The organism is Flavobacterium hydrocarbonoxydans (assembly GCF_009789235.1).
Lineage (GTDB): Bacteria > Bacteroidota > Bacteroidia > Flavobacteriales > Flavobacteriaceae > Flavobacterium > Flavobacterium hydrocarbonoxydans.
Window position 1 is genome coordinate 666,707 of sequence record NZ_WSTB01000001.1, and the last position, 15,287, is coordinate 681,993.

General features: G+C 36.3%; 13 protein-coding genes. All 13 read right to left on the reverse strand.

Annotation, left to right across the window (positions count from 1 at the left end; all coding sequences use genetic code 11):
* Positions 1 to 15 precede the first annotated feature (15 nt).
* Complete coding sequence (locus tag GON26_RS02805) at positions 16 to 1,530, reverse strand: ferritin-like domain-containing protein (protein WP_160373189.1); 1,515 nt, start codon at positions 1,528 to 1,530, stop codon at positions 16 to 18.
* Positions 1,531 to 1,554: 24 nt separating this feature from the next.
* Positions 1,555 to 3,549: a flavin monoamine oxidase family protein gene (locus GON26_RS02810; RefSeq protein WP_160373190.1), complete on the reverse strand. Its 1,995-nt coding sequence runs from the start codon at positions 3,547 to 3,549 to the stop codon at positions 1,555 to 1,557.
* A 45-nt stretch (positions 3,550 to 3,594) separates the two neighbouring features.
* Entirely contained in the window at positions 3,595 to 5,313 is a 1,719-nt protein-coding gene (locus tag GON26_RS02815) for an alpha-keto acid decarboxylase family protein (protein WP_160373191.1), read from the reverse strand.
* Positions 5,314 to 5,394: 81 nt separating this feature from the next.
* Positions 5,395 to 6,750, reverse strand: a complete 1,356-nt coding sequence (locus tag GON26_RS02820; protein ID WP_160373192.1) for a heme-binding protein — start codon at positions 6,748 to 6,750, stop codon at positions 5,395 to 5,397.
* 529 nt (positions 6,751 to 7,279) lie between these two features.
* Positions 7,280 to 7,687, reverse strand: coding sequence for a thioesterase family protein (locus GON26_RS02825; RefSeq protein WP_160373193.1), 408 nt, complete (start codon positions 7,685 to 7,687; stop codon positions 7,280 to 7,282).
* Positions 7,688 to 7,840: 153 nt separating this feature from the next.
* Positions 7,841 to 8,395, reverse strand: a complete 555-nt coding sequence (locus GON26_RS02830) for a YceI family protein (RefSeq protein WP_230407887.1) — start codon at positions 8,393 to 8,395, stop codon at positions 7,841 to 7,843.
* A 5-nt stretch (positions 8,396 to 8,400) separates the two neighbouring features.
* A complete protein-coding gene (locus tag GON26_RS02835) occupies positions 8,401 to 8,781 on the reverse strand; it encodes a c-type cytochrome (RefSeq protein WP_160373195.1) in 381 nt (126 codons plus the stop codon).
* A 30-nt stretch (positions 8,782 to 8,811) separates the two neighbouring features.
* Positions 8,812 to 9,654, reverse strand: a complete 843-nt coding sequence (locus GON26_RS02840) for a DUF5777 family beta-barrel protein (RefSeq protein ID WP_160373196.1) — start codon at positions 9,652 to 9,654, stop codon at positions 8,812 to 8,814.
* 7 nt (positions 9,655 to 9,661) lie between these two features.
* Entirely contained in the window at positions 9,662 to 10,066 is a 405-nt protein-coding gene (locus GON26_RS02845) for an OB-fold protein (protein WP_160373197.1), read from the reverse strand.
* Between the two features lie 126 nt (positions 10,067 to 10,192).
* Positions 10,193 to 11,071, reverse strand: coding sequence for a COG4315 family predicted lipoprotein (locus tag GON26_RS02850; protein ID WP_230407888.1), 879 nt, complete (start codon positions 11,069 to 11,071; stop codon positions 10,193 to 10,195).
* 154 nt (positions 11,072 to 11,225) lie between these two features.
* On the reverse strand, positions 11,226 to 13,676 hold the full coding sequence (locus tag GON26_RS02855; RefSeq protein ID WP_230407889.1) for a carboxypeptidase-like regulatory domain-containing protein: 2,451 nt from the start codon (positions 13,674 to 13,676) through the stop codon (positions 11,226 to 11,228).
* 84 nt (positions 13,677 to 13,760) lie between these two features.
* Positions 13,761 to 14,660, reverse strand: coding sequence for a FecR family protein (locus tag GON26_RS02860; protein ID WP_160373199.1), 900 nt, complete (start codon positions 14,658 to 14,660; stop codon positions 13,761 to 13,763).
* A 49-nt stretch (positions 14,661 to 14,709) separates the two neighbouring features.
* Positions 14,710 to 15,225, reverse strand: coding sequence for an RNA polymerase sigma factor (locus GON26_RS02865; RefSeq protein ID WP_160373200.1), 516 nt, complete (start codon positions 15,223 to 15,225; stop codon positions 14,710 to 14,712).
* Positions 15,226 to 15,287: the final 62 nt, after the last annotated feature.

Sequence of the window (15,287 nt, forward strand, 5' to 3'; positions counted from 1 at the left end):
TATGTGTTTTTTAAATTAATGATGGTGTGTATAAGGAGTTCCTGGTACTTTTGGCATATCGGCTTCAATAGTATAATCCAATCCTACGTCAGGTAAAGACGGGAAATAATTTTCGCTTTTAATGGCCCATCCCCAATTTGTCGGATCGGCTTTAGCCAATTGATCAACAAGGTTCATAATTTGTGCTTTAGGTCTTAGGAAACTTTTTTCAAATGAAAAAGGTTCAAATGTCAAAGCCCCTTTATAAGCCTTATTATCTTTGGAATACGTATATTGATTAATTTGATTTCCTACTCCGCTCAAAAGCCAGATCATCGATTTATGAATTCCAAAAATGAATAAATCGTATTGGGTACTTTCGTCTTTATAGTAACAGGCTTCTATCATTAAAAGAATATAAGCAAAAACCGCATTCCCCAATTCTGAAGCAAGTGCCAGTGCCTGATTCCCCGATGCTACGTAATCTGCAGTTCTTGGATTAGCATCTGTATCATACACAAAATAGCTGAAAAAATCGTCTAAGCCCTGAATATTACGAAACTTTTCCTGATAGTAACCACCAAGACTATAAGCTTCCAAAAATTTGGCAAAATGGGCGATTTCTTTTCCTGCATCATCATAATCACCTTCCCAAAACGTTACTTTGCCATCCACAACTTCCATGGGTACTGGCATTTTATCTTCACCCCAGATTAAAGTGTGTTGTTTGAATTTGCTTCTTCCCTCTCCCTGATCGATAATACGTTCCAGAGCATCAATCGCTGAGTGGGCATCATATACTCCAACAAGTCCGCCGCTATCCTCTCCGTTAGCAAACTGAGGATTGTGCTCCCTGTCATAATGCACGGTATTCATCGAATTTTGAGAATAATACGGTCTTGGACGTTCCGGACTATCCGGTGGAAGCAATTGTGGTCTATAGTCATAAGGCCCTGGGAAATCCTCGGCTACACACTTAATAATCATTTCATACAAACGCCCAATGGTTTGGTAATCGATGGTGTCCTGTAATAGTTTATCTGCATAAGGATCTACAAAAGGTTCAGGACTTTCTATTTGCAGAAAAGTAGTCAGCTGTTTGAGTGACAATTTTGCTGCATTAATTTGAAATTCAGGAATATGACCGTCTAATTGTGTTGGAAATGAAAGTCCTTTTCCAATCCCCATCAGATCTGGTGCAGTTTGACAAACAGCTTGTTTTACATTGCATGCGAGTGCCAGATGCAGCATTTCTTCAATCACAACACTCATAATTAATGCCGCTGATTTATTCGAATAAACCAGCACATCCAGTTTGAGTTCCTGCGTTAATTCATCAATTTCAGTTGCAGTTCGTTCGCCGGATTGTGAAAGCTGCGCATGAATTTTGGCATACAATTTATCCTGATCCTGAGCTCTGTTTATCGAATAATAGGTAGATAAATACGTTGGAATTGTTGCAAGCTCCAGCGCAATTGCCTGCTGCATTACTTCTTTGATATTCTCTTTTGTTACCGCGTTCGAAAGCGTAAAAAGTTTTTTGGTTTTCATATGGTTAAGTTTGTTTTTAGACTATTATTCCGGACTGATAAATGGATAATATTTTTCATCTATGATAGGTTCGATTCCAAAAAAATCATTCAGAACAGATTCGGCAGTACAAAAAGCACCTTCTACCCAGGCCTGATCATTAGAATAGGTTTCTCCAACAATAAAAATCTCGCAATCTGTTTTCGGAACGAGCTGTGATGGTTTTCTGATTTTTCTTTGTACATCGCCCAGATTATAGTGTGATTTATAGGCATGATAGCCTGCATTAAAAGGAGGCAGTGACCAGTCCATATATTTTGTTTCAAGAGGTTCCGGTACATAAGAATAATCAGCCTGCGGACCAAAATGTAAGGCTGCCAATTGCGAACGAAGCATTTTTACCATAACAGGTGTAGCTTCTCTTGGCCCTTCGAGTGGCTGGCAATCTCTGGATTCCGGAATTTCACGTGTTGCATTTGGACCAAGTTCTAAAGCTTTCCAGAAGGTTGCATACTGAATATCATCATAACTGGCTAGAATACCATAGACTTTTTTCCCTTTTCCATCTCTGGCATTATCGCCAAAATAGACTACCTGACGGATAGGCATGTCTGTAATACTTGGGCCAATGGTATCCAATTCCGCAACAGTTGAGATTTGTTTTTCCTCTTTAAAAGTCAGACGCTCCTGAATGGCATTTTCTACAGCAGCTATAAAACTTGCTTTGTCATTAAACGGATTGCCTATAATAACGGGACTTTTAGCCGATTCTATTTTTTTAAGATAATCAGAAGGGAAACCTTCTTTTTTCAGTTTTGCTATACCTTCCAATGTTAAAAAGTAACTTGTTAGTTTGGCAGGATACGTAGGGCTTCCATCTAAAGTTTCTCTCCACCAGGGAGTGGTGAAAAACATACCCACTTTATAAGAAGGTTCCATCAGTACTGACTCTAAATAAAGCTGTACTTTTTCATGATTTAATACATCTACGCCTTCCTTGTCGCTGTATCTGGATGCCTGAGCGACTAATTCTATGGCTGCTCTGGGCATGGCAAGAAATGCAGCATCGCATATTTTATTTTCTGCCAGTTTATCCGGATCCTGACGCGTTGCGGTGGTAAAATAAACGCCTTGCTTGGTATGCAAAATAGAACGCAATCTAGTATTTGGAAAATAATTCAGCGTGATTCCTTTTTGTTTGGCTAATTTTTCTACTTCTTCAAATAAGCTGTCAAATAAGCTGGAATAGCCTTTTATCAAAGTTTTGTATTCGGTACCGGGAGTAAATTCATCATTAACATTAAACGACTGGGCACTATTGCTGTTTACTACATTTGAACTGTAGCCATTTCCATCTGCTAAATAACTAAACCCCTCTTGTCCAAGCACATCAAAACCCAGATTCCAGTAGCCAATCTCTTTTAATAAGTCTCCTTTTTTATAAACTGAACTATCCGGCATGTCTATTTTGATTTTGCCTTCTTCATAAAATTTACACCATTCTCTTCTTGTAAATGGTTTTGAATTATCTGTAATCGCTACCGATTGTATTGTTGTAAATCCATCGTCTGGCGGAGCATCCTGAGCGTAATTGTTTGCAAAATAAGGTGCTGGCTGGTTAGATGTAACATCAGAGATATACATGTTTTTAGAACGCAAAGACATTAAAGGATCTGCCGATTCATTAAACGGAACTGAATCTTTCTTTAAATCCAGTTTTTCTATAGCTTTTGTCACTAAACGATGTCCTGGTCCTTTAGGAGTGCCATCCCAATACAAATAGCGCATACCACCCAATTCCAGATACGAATTGTCTTTGTCATCCTTATAATGCCAGGTACAAACGCGCGCGCCTGGCTCTCTGGTACCTGATTTTTTTTTGGAAAAATCATATTTTCCCCAGTCATAAAGCTCTAATACATCGCCTTTAACGAGCATTTTTTCGTTTTTTTCCAGTTTGGATTTTCCTTCAAGCAATCTCCAGGCTGTATAAAGTCCCGCTGCTCCTGCTCCAAAAATGGAATATGTTTTTTTAGTCATGATCGTATGTTTTTAAAATTTTCATTCGGTTTTTTCGTAGCCTTTTTATTCATTACCTAACCTAGACATTTGCTGTGCCAGATCTTTTTGTGGAATTACAATTTCTACCAGAGTCGGAAGATTTGTTTTTTTCTTAAGTTTAAGAAGCACTTCGTTTAACTCTGTAACAGTTTCAGCACGATAGCTGTTTGCTCCAAATGCTTTGGCCAATGCCTGATAATCCCATTTTGGAAGAATATCAAAAGCATCGAATTTATGTGAAGGTCCAGCCTTAAATGAGTCTATATCGACATACACCTGTTCTATGGCATATACTCCGTTACTCATCACAAAAATTACAGAGTTGATGTTGTATTTTACAAGAGTTGAGAGTGACTGCGCTATCATCATAAACCCACCATCTCCGGCTACGGTCCAGGCTTGTTTGCCACTCCCTAACTGAGCACCTGATGCCGCACCGGTTTCAAAACCGATACACTGCCAGGCAGCCGAAGAAATATAGGCGTTCTTCGATAATCCGTACATATTGGTAGCCACGTACATAGACGAACTTACACCAAAAGTCATCACAATATCATCCAGCATTTTCTGCTTTTTCAGAAAAAACATGGTATGTTCAAAAAAACGGTTAAATGTTATTACTTCGGGAGTTAAATCATATTTAGGATCGGAGTTGGATCTCCAGGGTTCCGGAAATTTCGGTTGAGCCGGCGCGATGGTTTTTAAAGGATATCCATCTGCTTTTTTAAAACGTTCTGTTAAGGCTTCAATAAAGTCTCTTAAAGTTACCTTATTGTAGGTAAAATAACCCACCCGCATTTCCTGCGTAGTCGCCTGAATCATATCCTGAAATTTATTTTCTACCAGCCATAAATAATCATCGGTAATGATCGTTCCTAAAGATAAAATACAATCAGAATCCTCAACCACGCTGATCACTTCTGGTATAGAAGCCTGATCAGAATAGGTTCCTATAAATTTATCGCCTTTCTCGTCCAGAACCGTTTTTCCCAGTGAAGTTGTGGTGTACAACATCCCGCTTGCTTTAATAAGCTCTTCTAATTGTTTGGTTAAGTTATGTCGCAAAAGTTCTACTCCTGCCAAAATCAAAGGCGATTTTGCCTGACTAATCTGACTCCAGGCCTGAGAAACTGCATTTTCGAGTGCCGCTGTTTCACTTTTTAGTATTTCAGGTTCCAGTTTTTTATTCGAAGGTTTCGGACAAGGTTCACCCCAAACCTCTTTATAACACGCTATATACACCGGTCGTTGATGTGTAAGCGCAGCTATAATTAAGTTATCTATTTTTTCCGGAGCTCCCGCTGAAGTGCTCAGGGTCTCCGCAGCAACAGTTACTCTTTCGTAAACTTCCTGATCTGCGTTGAGATTACCTGTTGAGTGATGGTAAAGTACATTATACATACTCCCAATTTGTCGTGCATCGGCACCGGGAGTAGCACTAATGACCACAACAGGACTGCGTTCTACATACGCTCCTGCAATAGCATTTAATGCGCTAAAAGTACTCACGCCATACTGCAAAGACACCGCCGCCAAACCTCGTGTTCGGGCATAAGCATCTGCAGCATAAGAAGCGTCCAGTTCGTTTGAAGTTCCAATGGTTTCTATTCCATCAAAGTCTTCCAAAGCTTGTGTAAAATGTTTTACATAGTCGCCCGGAATTTGAAAAACCTCGGTAACATTTAATTGTTTCAGCCGGGTAAGCAGATAATCTGCCACTGTAAATTGTTTTGTAGCTTTCATTTTTTTGAAATTCTAAATTAGGAGCCGTATTTATTTTCGGCTATAAATACCTTCAATTATTTTTTTTTGAAGCTATTTCTGTTAAGCAACTCTTATACGCACCTGCAGACTACCAATATTATCCGCTAATCCAGCTCCGTACTGCGCATTTAGATCATCATTGATACATAATTGTAAGGCACCACTCTGACCTGCAGGAGTTACCACTGGTCCATTTCCAATAAAAAATGGAGGATTCGTCCCCACTTGCCCGATAAGCGCACCCATATTTACATTTTGAACAGGATAGCCTGATTGTGTTACGATAATACCGGGACATCCATTTGCATCATACAGATTACCATTATTAGTTTGCGGATCTGCTGTCCATAGACCTGATTCGTAACTTATAATACTCGAATTTCCGGGTTGTACCGTAACTCCTGTGTCCTGCCATGGCTGAGTTGCATTGACCGGAACAAACGTTTCTACTAGTTGCAGTGTATTGGCATCGATATGCGAAAACTGAGTTGGTAAACCATTGATGAGGAACTGCAAAACAATATTTTGAATGTATTGCAACTGAACTTTTCCATTACTCAGCGTTTCAACATACCAGGTAGTGTTCATTGAAAGTACTTTCCCAAAAGAATTTTCAAAATTAATATTGCTTACTGCACCACCTTCATTTGTAGTACTAACCGTAATACTTGAATAACTGGTAACTGTTACACCATTGGCTTTCAATGTATCCAATTGTTGCGTCAAATAGGTGGATGGATCAATAATTGTAGGATCCGTAAAAGGTAATTTAGTTCTGTCCGCTGTTGGAAAAACCGGATTTCCTGTACCCGTAACAACCGGTCCTCCCGTCATCAAAACGGAAACACCATGTGGCACCGAAATTTGTTTGTTATATTGTGTTGCAGCATTTTGCACAGGAATCGGATTGGTAACGGGTACAGTACCCGGTCCGTAAGGTCCTTCAACCTGATTTTGAATAACATGATAGAGCCAGGTACCATTTTCGGCATGAATCAGGGTGTTTTGAATAGGCTGTGCTCCGTTTGGATCGGCGTTATCAGCTATATACACTCTTTGTTCGTAAAATAAAACCGAGCTTGCCTGTGTATATTGCCCTTCACGATTGGGTGCACCGCCCGCTATGGCTGCAAATGAAATTTCTTCAAAATAAGGAAAATTTTTAGTGATGTAACCGTTTGGAGTATCTGCCTGAGGCAAAGGCATAACGTTATAACCTGTAGCATCAGCTCCCGTGGGACTGTTCCAGGTACCAATAAAATTATTTAAAAGCCCGAGGTTAGCATTTCCAATAACTGGTGGCTGATTAGTGGTGGCTACAAGTGGTGTTGATATGTCTGGAATTACAGCTACTGTAGCTGCTTGTTTAGCCAGATAAGGGCATTTTTGCTGTTGTAAATCGGTTGAATTTTCCATTTTTGTTCTGTTTTTGGTCCTTTTCAGGTTGGTTGGTATCGTTTATTAAAGTGATTTCTGAGACACACTTTACTTATGTTTCTTATTTTTTCTTTATAAAATTACATTGACATCATAGTTCAGATTAAAAAAAAGGTATGAATGCGGAATTTTTATCCATGAGAGGTCGAAATAAAAGCATAAGATCATTTTACAACACCTGGAGTATCTGTTGTTTTTAACAATACACTTCTTTTAAACAAAACAATGAAATACAAGTATTTACATCTAAAAAAGAAAGCAAAATCCTATTCTTTTTTTTAAATAAAATATACAATTATAACCTCTGGCAGCTATCACACATTATGGCAAAGCAAAAGTGTATTTATTGAGCGGTTACCTTTATATGCCGGGATTGGAAATCGGTTTTTAATAAAATAAGAAATACAAGTTGATACAATTCAAAACCAACTTTAACTTGTGTTTTATCAAAAAAAAAAGAGCCTGCAGAATAATTATTCCACAGGCTCTTTCCTATTATTTAGCTGTATTATTTTCTCCTATTCTGATGCTCGGTAAAGTGCAGCAAAATTTGCTTAGGAACTGCTATCGCTTCCTTTTTGATATTATCAAACCATTCCACCTCTTTGGTAACTTCGGCACAACATTCTTTTTTAGAATTGAAAAATAAACTCTTAAAACTGATTTTGTCATCTACCGAAAAATGCTTCATCTCAACAAAAAAAGGTTCGGTAAACATCAGGTTTTGATAACAAACCAATACGTGATTCCTTTCTTGTAAACCTAAGTTAAACGTATTGAGTTTCTCTCTTGAAAATCCGTTTTCAAACAAAAAATGATACAGTAATCTTTTTGTATAAGAAAGGTAAGCAGCGTTTTCCATTACCATAAAATCATTTACATCTTCTCCGGCAACAACATAATTTTTGCAGATCATACTAAATTTAGTTAGGGTTAATAAAAAAGAGGCCAGTAACGAAACTGACCTCCTAACAATAGTCATGTTTAATAATCACCAAATCCAAAAAGAAATTTATTTAATAGTGGTGGGTACTATCTATTCCATAAATATTTAATGTTCTGAAAGCAATTATTTGACCAACAAAAAATTGTAATTAATCTTTATTTTGTCCGCAATTTTCTTTCGGACCAAATTTGGTATTTCAATATCAAAATCTTCTGGTTTTACTTCAAAAGAGCCAATAGTAGTAACTCCATTAGCAGCCTTCGAAATTTTTATAATTACACTTACCGCTTTCGTTTTTCCGTGAATGGTAAGATCCCCTTTTAAAGTAAAATTTTTAGGCGTATTGGTAATTTTAGCACTATCAAAATCTTCTATTTTACCTTTGAAAGTCGCTTTTGAAAACTTTTCAGATTCCATATAATTTTCATTAAAATGCTCCTCCATTAAGGCCACTTTAAACCGAAACCCTTTTATAAGAACCAAAGCCGCAAAATCTCCAGTTGATTGTTCTAAGACAGCAGACACACTTTTGTTTTCGGCTGCCACTTCTTCATAAGAAGGAATGGATGCCTGGAATTTTATACTTCCTGTTTTGGTAATCAGCTTTTGCGAAAAACCAGTTGTACCGGCAGTAATGATCAGCAGAAAAGCAACGAAATTAAGGACAGTTTTTTTCATAAAAATTAATTTTCTTTTAGTCCGTCTGTATTCCATTTTACAATTAGATCAATATTTGCCTGAGACATTCTTCCCCCTTGTGGCATAATCCCCTGTTCTCCGTTTTGTAATTGAATACGGCCAAGTAATCCAGCATTTTCAACAGCTGCTTTAACCTCAGCATAAGTCGTTAAAGGTCTGAAACTGGCAGATCTTCCGGCCTGATGGCAGCCAATACAATTACCATCAATAATCGATTTTACATTTTTAGCATAGCTAATGGTCGCTACTGGGTCTGGACCTGGTGTTCCTGTACCGGGTGGTGTTTCGACATCTTCATAGGTATCAGAATCACTACAGCTTGTAAATGCAGCCAATAAAATGGCAAGTGCTATTAATTTTTTCATCCTTTGTTTTTTTAGTTTTATTAGTTTTTTTTAAAATACTCTGTATAAATTAAATCCGAAAAAGAAGTCTCCTTTTCCCCATTCACCTGTAGCATTGGTAAGATATCCGCTCTCACTCATGGATTGTGAATTGGTAAATATCAGCTGAAAAACGTGTCCTCCCGTCTCTATATCAAGACCTACCGATAGAGGGTTTTCATAAAAATCAGGCGTATCAAAATTGTGCATGTACTCTAAATTAACCGATAATCTTTTGGTGATTTTGTAGCGACCGCCACCTCCAAAAGAAAATTGATTATCATTTTCGATTGCCGGATTATAAAGGTTTTTATGCAGATAAGAAGGAACAAGCTCCAGAGAAAGCTTTTCGCTGATTTTTCTGGATACCAATACTTGCTGCACATACGTCATGCGGTGTTTAAATTCTAAGCTCGGATATTGCTCTTTTTCTAAAAAAGTATTAATATCGGCAACGCTGTATCCCACAATGTCAACCGGAAAATTAGCATTCTGTCTCGCCAGTCTGTATTTTAATCCGGTCTCGTACATTTTGTTTAAGGTATGTCTGGAAAGACTTACGGATAACCAATCTGTAACGCCATAAATACCGCCCAATTTTGTAGTTGCATTATCAAGTCCAAAAAAACTGTCAAAACCGTCTTTTACAGTACCAAAACGATGCGAGACTACAAAATAGAACTCGTTTTTGGCAGCCATTTTTGTGGTTTGCAAAGTCACCAGCTGTAAAGCTTTGAAAGTAGCGCCTGCATAACTTTCTTCTACCTGAGTCGAATCCAGATCCTTAAGCAGATCGTCTTGCGAATATGTCATCGTAGCCCAAAAAAGGCAGATTGTGACTAAAAATTTCTTCATAAATCGATTAATTATTTTGTTTATTAATGGTGCATTGGTCTAATTTAATCTCCTGAAAAAGTTCATCATAACCAATACATTTACCTTTGACCGTTACGCTCTTATTTATCAGTTTCTCATTAGTTTTTTGAGTAAACAGACAAAAAACAGTATTTTCGAGTATCAGTACAGAATCTGTTTGTCTGGTTATTTCACCCGTTATTTCAATAGTTTTATTGAGATACAATGAATCTGCTTTTTGTGGATTTGAGTTATAGTCACTGCTTAATTTTGTAGCTGTGATACTAAAATCTGGCACTTCCCATGCTATATTACGGGCTTCTTTAAAAAGAAATCCGTAATAAAAATAAAGCCCCGCAGTAACCAGCAATAGCACGACCACAATTATTAATGTTATTCTTTTTCTTTTCATAAATAGAGTTTAAATGCTGTTTATTCAGCTATTTTTGAAGTAGTTTACCCGAATTTTATTTTTCAATTATTTCAAATTAGCCCAATAAAATTTGGACTAATTTGAAATTTTTAGAAAATCTAATTTTTATATCGCTAACGGAGTATCTTTTTCTACTACCGGCCAAACTCCAGGAGCAGGATAACTAACCCCTTTATTAGCACCTCTAACACTGGCATCTTGTCCAAAATAATACAAAGGCCAGCCATTGTAAACCAATTGCGATTTTCCAAATACCGTAATAACGCTAAATTTAGATTTGTCCAGAACGGAAGGAACTACGATTTTATCTGTTTCATAGATAGGCCAGATAGCATTGTTTGAAAAATCTGCATTTGTAAAATTGTTTTTCTTAAAATTATCATTCTTAAAAGCATACAAAGTCAATCCTTTAGCATCGGTAAAATACGTAGTCGAACCCTCTCCTACCGTGTAATCCGATTTGTAGTTTTTACCATCATGACCTACAAGCTGGCTTCTTACCAGCATAATCGAATAATCTGGTTTGGCAATAAACCAAACACCACCAACGCCATCTCCTGTAGTTTTACCGGCTGCTTCTGCAGTATTGGTTCCACTTACACTTGGTGCATAATAGTATAAAGGCCACCCTTTATAGGTTACTTGTTTTTTACCCGATGCTGTAGTTATAGTCGCGAAATCTGTAAATGTTAAGCCTGTACCTACTTTATCTGCCGTTAAATTATCGGCAACAAAAGCTGGCCATAACGCTTCGCATCCTCCAGTACAAGAAGCCTGACCATTTGCATCTGCTGCAAAAAAGTATAACGATCTTCCGTCTTTATCAGAAAGATAAGAGCCTAATGTTGCGCTAGTAGAAAGGCTGATTTCTTTTTTTACTTCAGGAGCGGGAGTCGTATCATTGTCGCTGTCACTACTACAGCTTACAAAAAATGTTGCTGCAACAGCAACCAGAGCGAATTTGATTTGTTTTGATTTCATCATTTTTTTTGATTAGTTAAAGGGAGTTGTTTTTCTATTTTGATAAGATTCAATAGTAAAACAGCCTTGATGTAGATTACCCTACCAAAGAATTGTTATTTTTTTTAAAAAAGTAAAAAAAGAAGTACAGGATTTTACTAATCCAGGATAATTTGAGTTATAAAGAAACCCTAAAACTCACATTTGGAGTTCGTTGCAGCGAGAATGTTTCGACTTCCTCTATAGAATTGGAGAGCGTACTTACTCTGTAATATTCGCCAATTTCATTTTTCCTGTTTAAAATATTCAGGATAGAAATTCCTAATTTGTATTGAATTCCATTTGCTGTTTCCCACTTATAAGTAGAGGAAATATTAACCTGCGAAAAAATATGCAGATTGGTATTGTTCGGTTTGTTGTAAACCAATACAGGATCCGAAAGATCTATTTGAGAAAGATCCGGAGATGTTTTAGGCCTGCCGGAAGACCATTTTGTTCCTAAAGCTATTTTAAAATTATTTTTTTCGTAAATCCCAGCCCAGGAAACCGTGTGCATCAACTGAAAATTGTTAGGAAAACGCGGGTATTCATAATCCGAAAAATGATAACTATTATGATTATACGTATAACTTAACCAGGTCAGAAATTGATTCATTTTTTTCTGAATCAGCATTTCTGTTCCCCAAACTTCATAATTTCCGGTTGTTCGGACAAACTCTAACTGGTTCTGAAATCCCTGACTGGAAGTGGTAATTCCGTTTACTTTTTTATAAAAATTTTCAATGTCCAACAGCCAGTCATTCTTTTTATAGAATAAATTTAAAGAGATTTGTTTGCTTCTCTGAATAGGAATTGTGCTATTGTTTGAAATAATCCAGCGTCTTTTTTCGATGCCAAAATAATCTTTTTGCAAATCAATTATTTGCTGTGAGTTTTGACTTTTCAGCTCGCCGAGTACTTCTAAATTTAGACTTTTATTTATCCCATAACTAAATTGAATGCGGGGTTCCAGAATATATTTTTTAAATTTTTCAATATAATTTATTCGGGCTCCAGTCCTGAAGTATATTCGGGAAAGTGTGTCATTGTATTTTCCTTCTACAATAAAAGCATGTGTTCTTAATACATCTTTTATTTTGCGATAGAAATCAGGATTACTTACCTGTTCCAAATTCGTAATACCAATTTCGTTAAATTGATAGCCATTATTAAAGCTTAATTTATCGGTAATACTATGATTATTTTCTAAATTTATTCCGTTATTGTTAACCGTATTTTCCTGAATTACAATTTGATTGGCATTGGTCGTTATTTGATTGGCCAAAAGTTCATAAGAAGAATTGTAAACATTAATTTTAGTGGTATTGAAGCGGTTCCAATTTCTTTTCCATAACAAATTTCCGCCATAATTTTGCTGACGTAAAACATTGTTTTCGGATTTATTCATACCATATATGGTCGCACTTTGAAAAACCTCCAGATTGTCTTTGATGGTTATCAAATCTAAAACTAACTGATCTTTGAGTCCTATCTGTTGAGCATATTTTAAAGTAGCATCATAAAAACTAAACTTCCTATCACTTTGATAATCAATATTTTGATTTTTAGCAAAATCCGTAATCGTAGTGTTTTGAAATATTTTATCGAAATATTCCTTGTAAGTAGGTGTTTCTACATAATCTGTAATCGATTTGCGTGCTGAAATTTCGATATAACTCTTTTTCGAAACATTGTACTTGGCATAAATATCCGCATTAATCATATTGATTCCGGCACTAAGAGCGTTCTTTTCAGCTGTTTCCGGAGTCGAAGAAATAGCAACGACACTCGATACACTTTCGCCAAAAAAGGCAGGACTTCCGTTTTTGTAAATAGAAATCGTATGTGCCAGATTAGGATTGAATACCGATATTAACCCAAAAAAATGACCTGTTTGAAACATTCGTATTCCGTTCCATAAAAACAAATTCTGATCGTGTGTACCACCGCGTACGTTGATACTCGATACACTTTCGTCAAGACTGTTCACACCGGGAATTTGCTGCATGGTCTGTAGGGCATCGGGTTCGATAAGTCCGGGAAGAATACCAAATTTCTTAGGTTTAATCTCAAAGGATCCGTCGGCACTTTTAGAAATTCCCGAAGCCAGAATCGCATTAGCTTTAACCTCTTGAAGCTCTGTGATTTCCGGATCTAAAAATACCTGCAGACAATTTTTAGAATCGGACTTACCCACTGTGATTCTTTTGGTTATAAATCCTACGTGACTAATTAACAATATATTTTTATCCTCTTTTTCAAACTTAAAAAAGCCGTTTGAATCAGTTGTAAATTGTGTTTTATTGTTTAAAAAAATATTGGCATTTTCAATAGGTTTTTTATCAATACCAGAAAAAACATATCCACAGATTGTTTGGGCATCAGTATCTTTCTTATAGATATTAATGAATTGGTTTCCTATATTTTCAAAAGACAAATTGGTTTTATTAGCCAGGTACTGCAGCTTATGGTCTAAAGAAAGTTCTTTTTTAGGAGGATATAATTGTAATTCTGTAATTAAATCTTCTGTGTAATTAAAAGTGACCTGATGCTGTTGTTCTATGTCGTGTATTATTTTTTTAAAAGGCATAAGTTTCCCTTTATCCTGCGAAAAAAGGTTCAGGACAAGGAAAAATGTAAAAAACAAAAAATGAAATTGTTTGGGGAGCAACATTTATTTTTCGTCCAAAATTATTTTATTTTTTGAGACTTTTTTAGCCTCTAAATGATACGTTGTACTGATAATCTGTAAAGCGACATCCAGATTGTTCGCAGGCAATTTACCCGTAAATAAAGAGATAGTATCTTTGCTATTCAATTCGATTGTAATGTTATATTGCCTTTCCACTTCGTCTAATAGCGTTCTGATATTTTCTTTATAAAAAGCTATTTGGTTGTCCGTCCATTCCGGTTTCAAAGACGTAATTTCCATTTTAATTTGTTTTCCGTTTTCAAAACTAACGCCTTGTCCGTGGGTTAATAAAATCTGAGAATCAGCATAATTTACTTTTACACGTCCTTCATAACACACTATATCAAACCTGTTTTTTCGGGCTTTTACATTAAACTGAGTTCCTAAAACCGTTACTTTTCCCAGATTAGTATGCACTTCAAATTTTCGCCCTTTGGCTACCCTAAAATACGCTTCTCCGTTTAGCTCCAGATTCCTGTTGTTGTCCCAGTTCCATCTTCTATAATTTAGTTCAGAACCAGAATTCAGCACTACTTCTGAATTATCGGGTAACAAAAAAGTTGTTTTTTTTCCAAAATCTGCTGTCTGCGTTTCCGGTACAAAAACTTTCATTGCAAAGGTTATTCCCAAAGCCAGCACCAATATTGCCGCTGCACGGAACATCCATTTTTTATACATTGGAATCACTTTTGGCGTTTCTTTTTTCTGATTAAGAATATTGGCTAACATGGCGTTTTCATTGAAATCACCTACCTCTAAATGTTCTGTATAATTTTTTATTTTTTGATATTTTTCGAAATCAGGACTTGCTTTAAATTCAGCTAATTCATCAGCAGACAAATCATTGTTGAGCCATTTTGCTAATAAGCGATTTTTTTTCATTGTACTGGTGTTATATAATAAAACAATTGGATCTAAATTTACCCTACTTTTATAAATCAATTTCTTTACGCAAGCTTACTAAAGCCAAATGAATGCGTTTTTCAACCGCCTTTACACTGATGTTTAAATCCGTAGCAATTTCGCTATATTTTTTTCCATCAATTCGGTGCATCAAAAAGGCAATGCGCTGTTTTTCGTTTAAGTTTTCAATAGCTTTCAAAAGCTTCACCTGAAATTGTTTTTCCTCCAAAAGAAATTCAGGATTTTCATTTGTTTTATCAAGACCTGTGAAGTTTTTTTCATATCTCAAAACCACTTTCTGATGTGCAATTTCGTTGAGGCTGCTATTATTTGCAATCGTGTAAACATACGATTTTGCTTTTTCGAGCGGTACCGAAGCGCAATTTTGCCAAAGTTTCACAAAAGCTTCCTGTGCCACATCTTCTGCCTGGTCGATATTACCAAATTTGTAAAAAAGAAAGTTTCGAAGTGCCTTTATCTGACTTTTAAAAAAAGTAGAAAAAATCATTTCATCACAAGTATCTGATTGGTTTTTATTTGCCATTTATTTTTCGGTTGTAATGTGCAAAAGTATTTGTTTTTAATTCAAGTAGGGTAAAAGCAAAG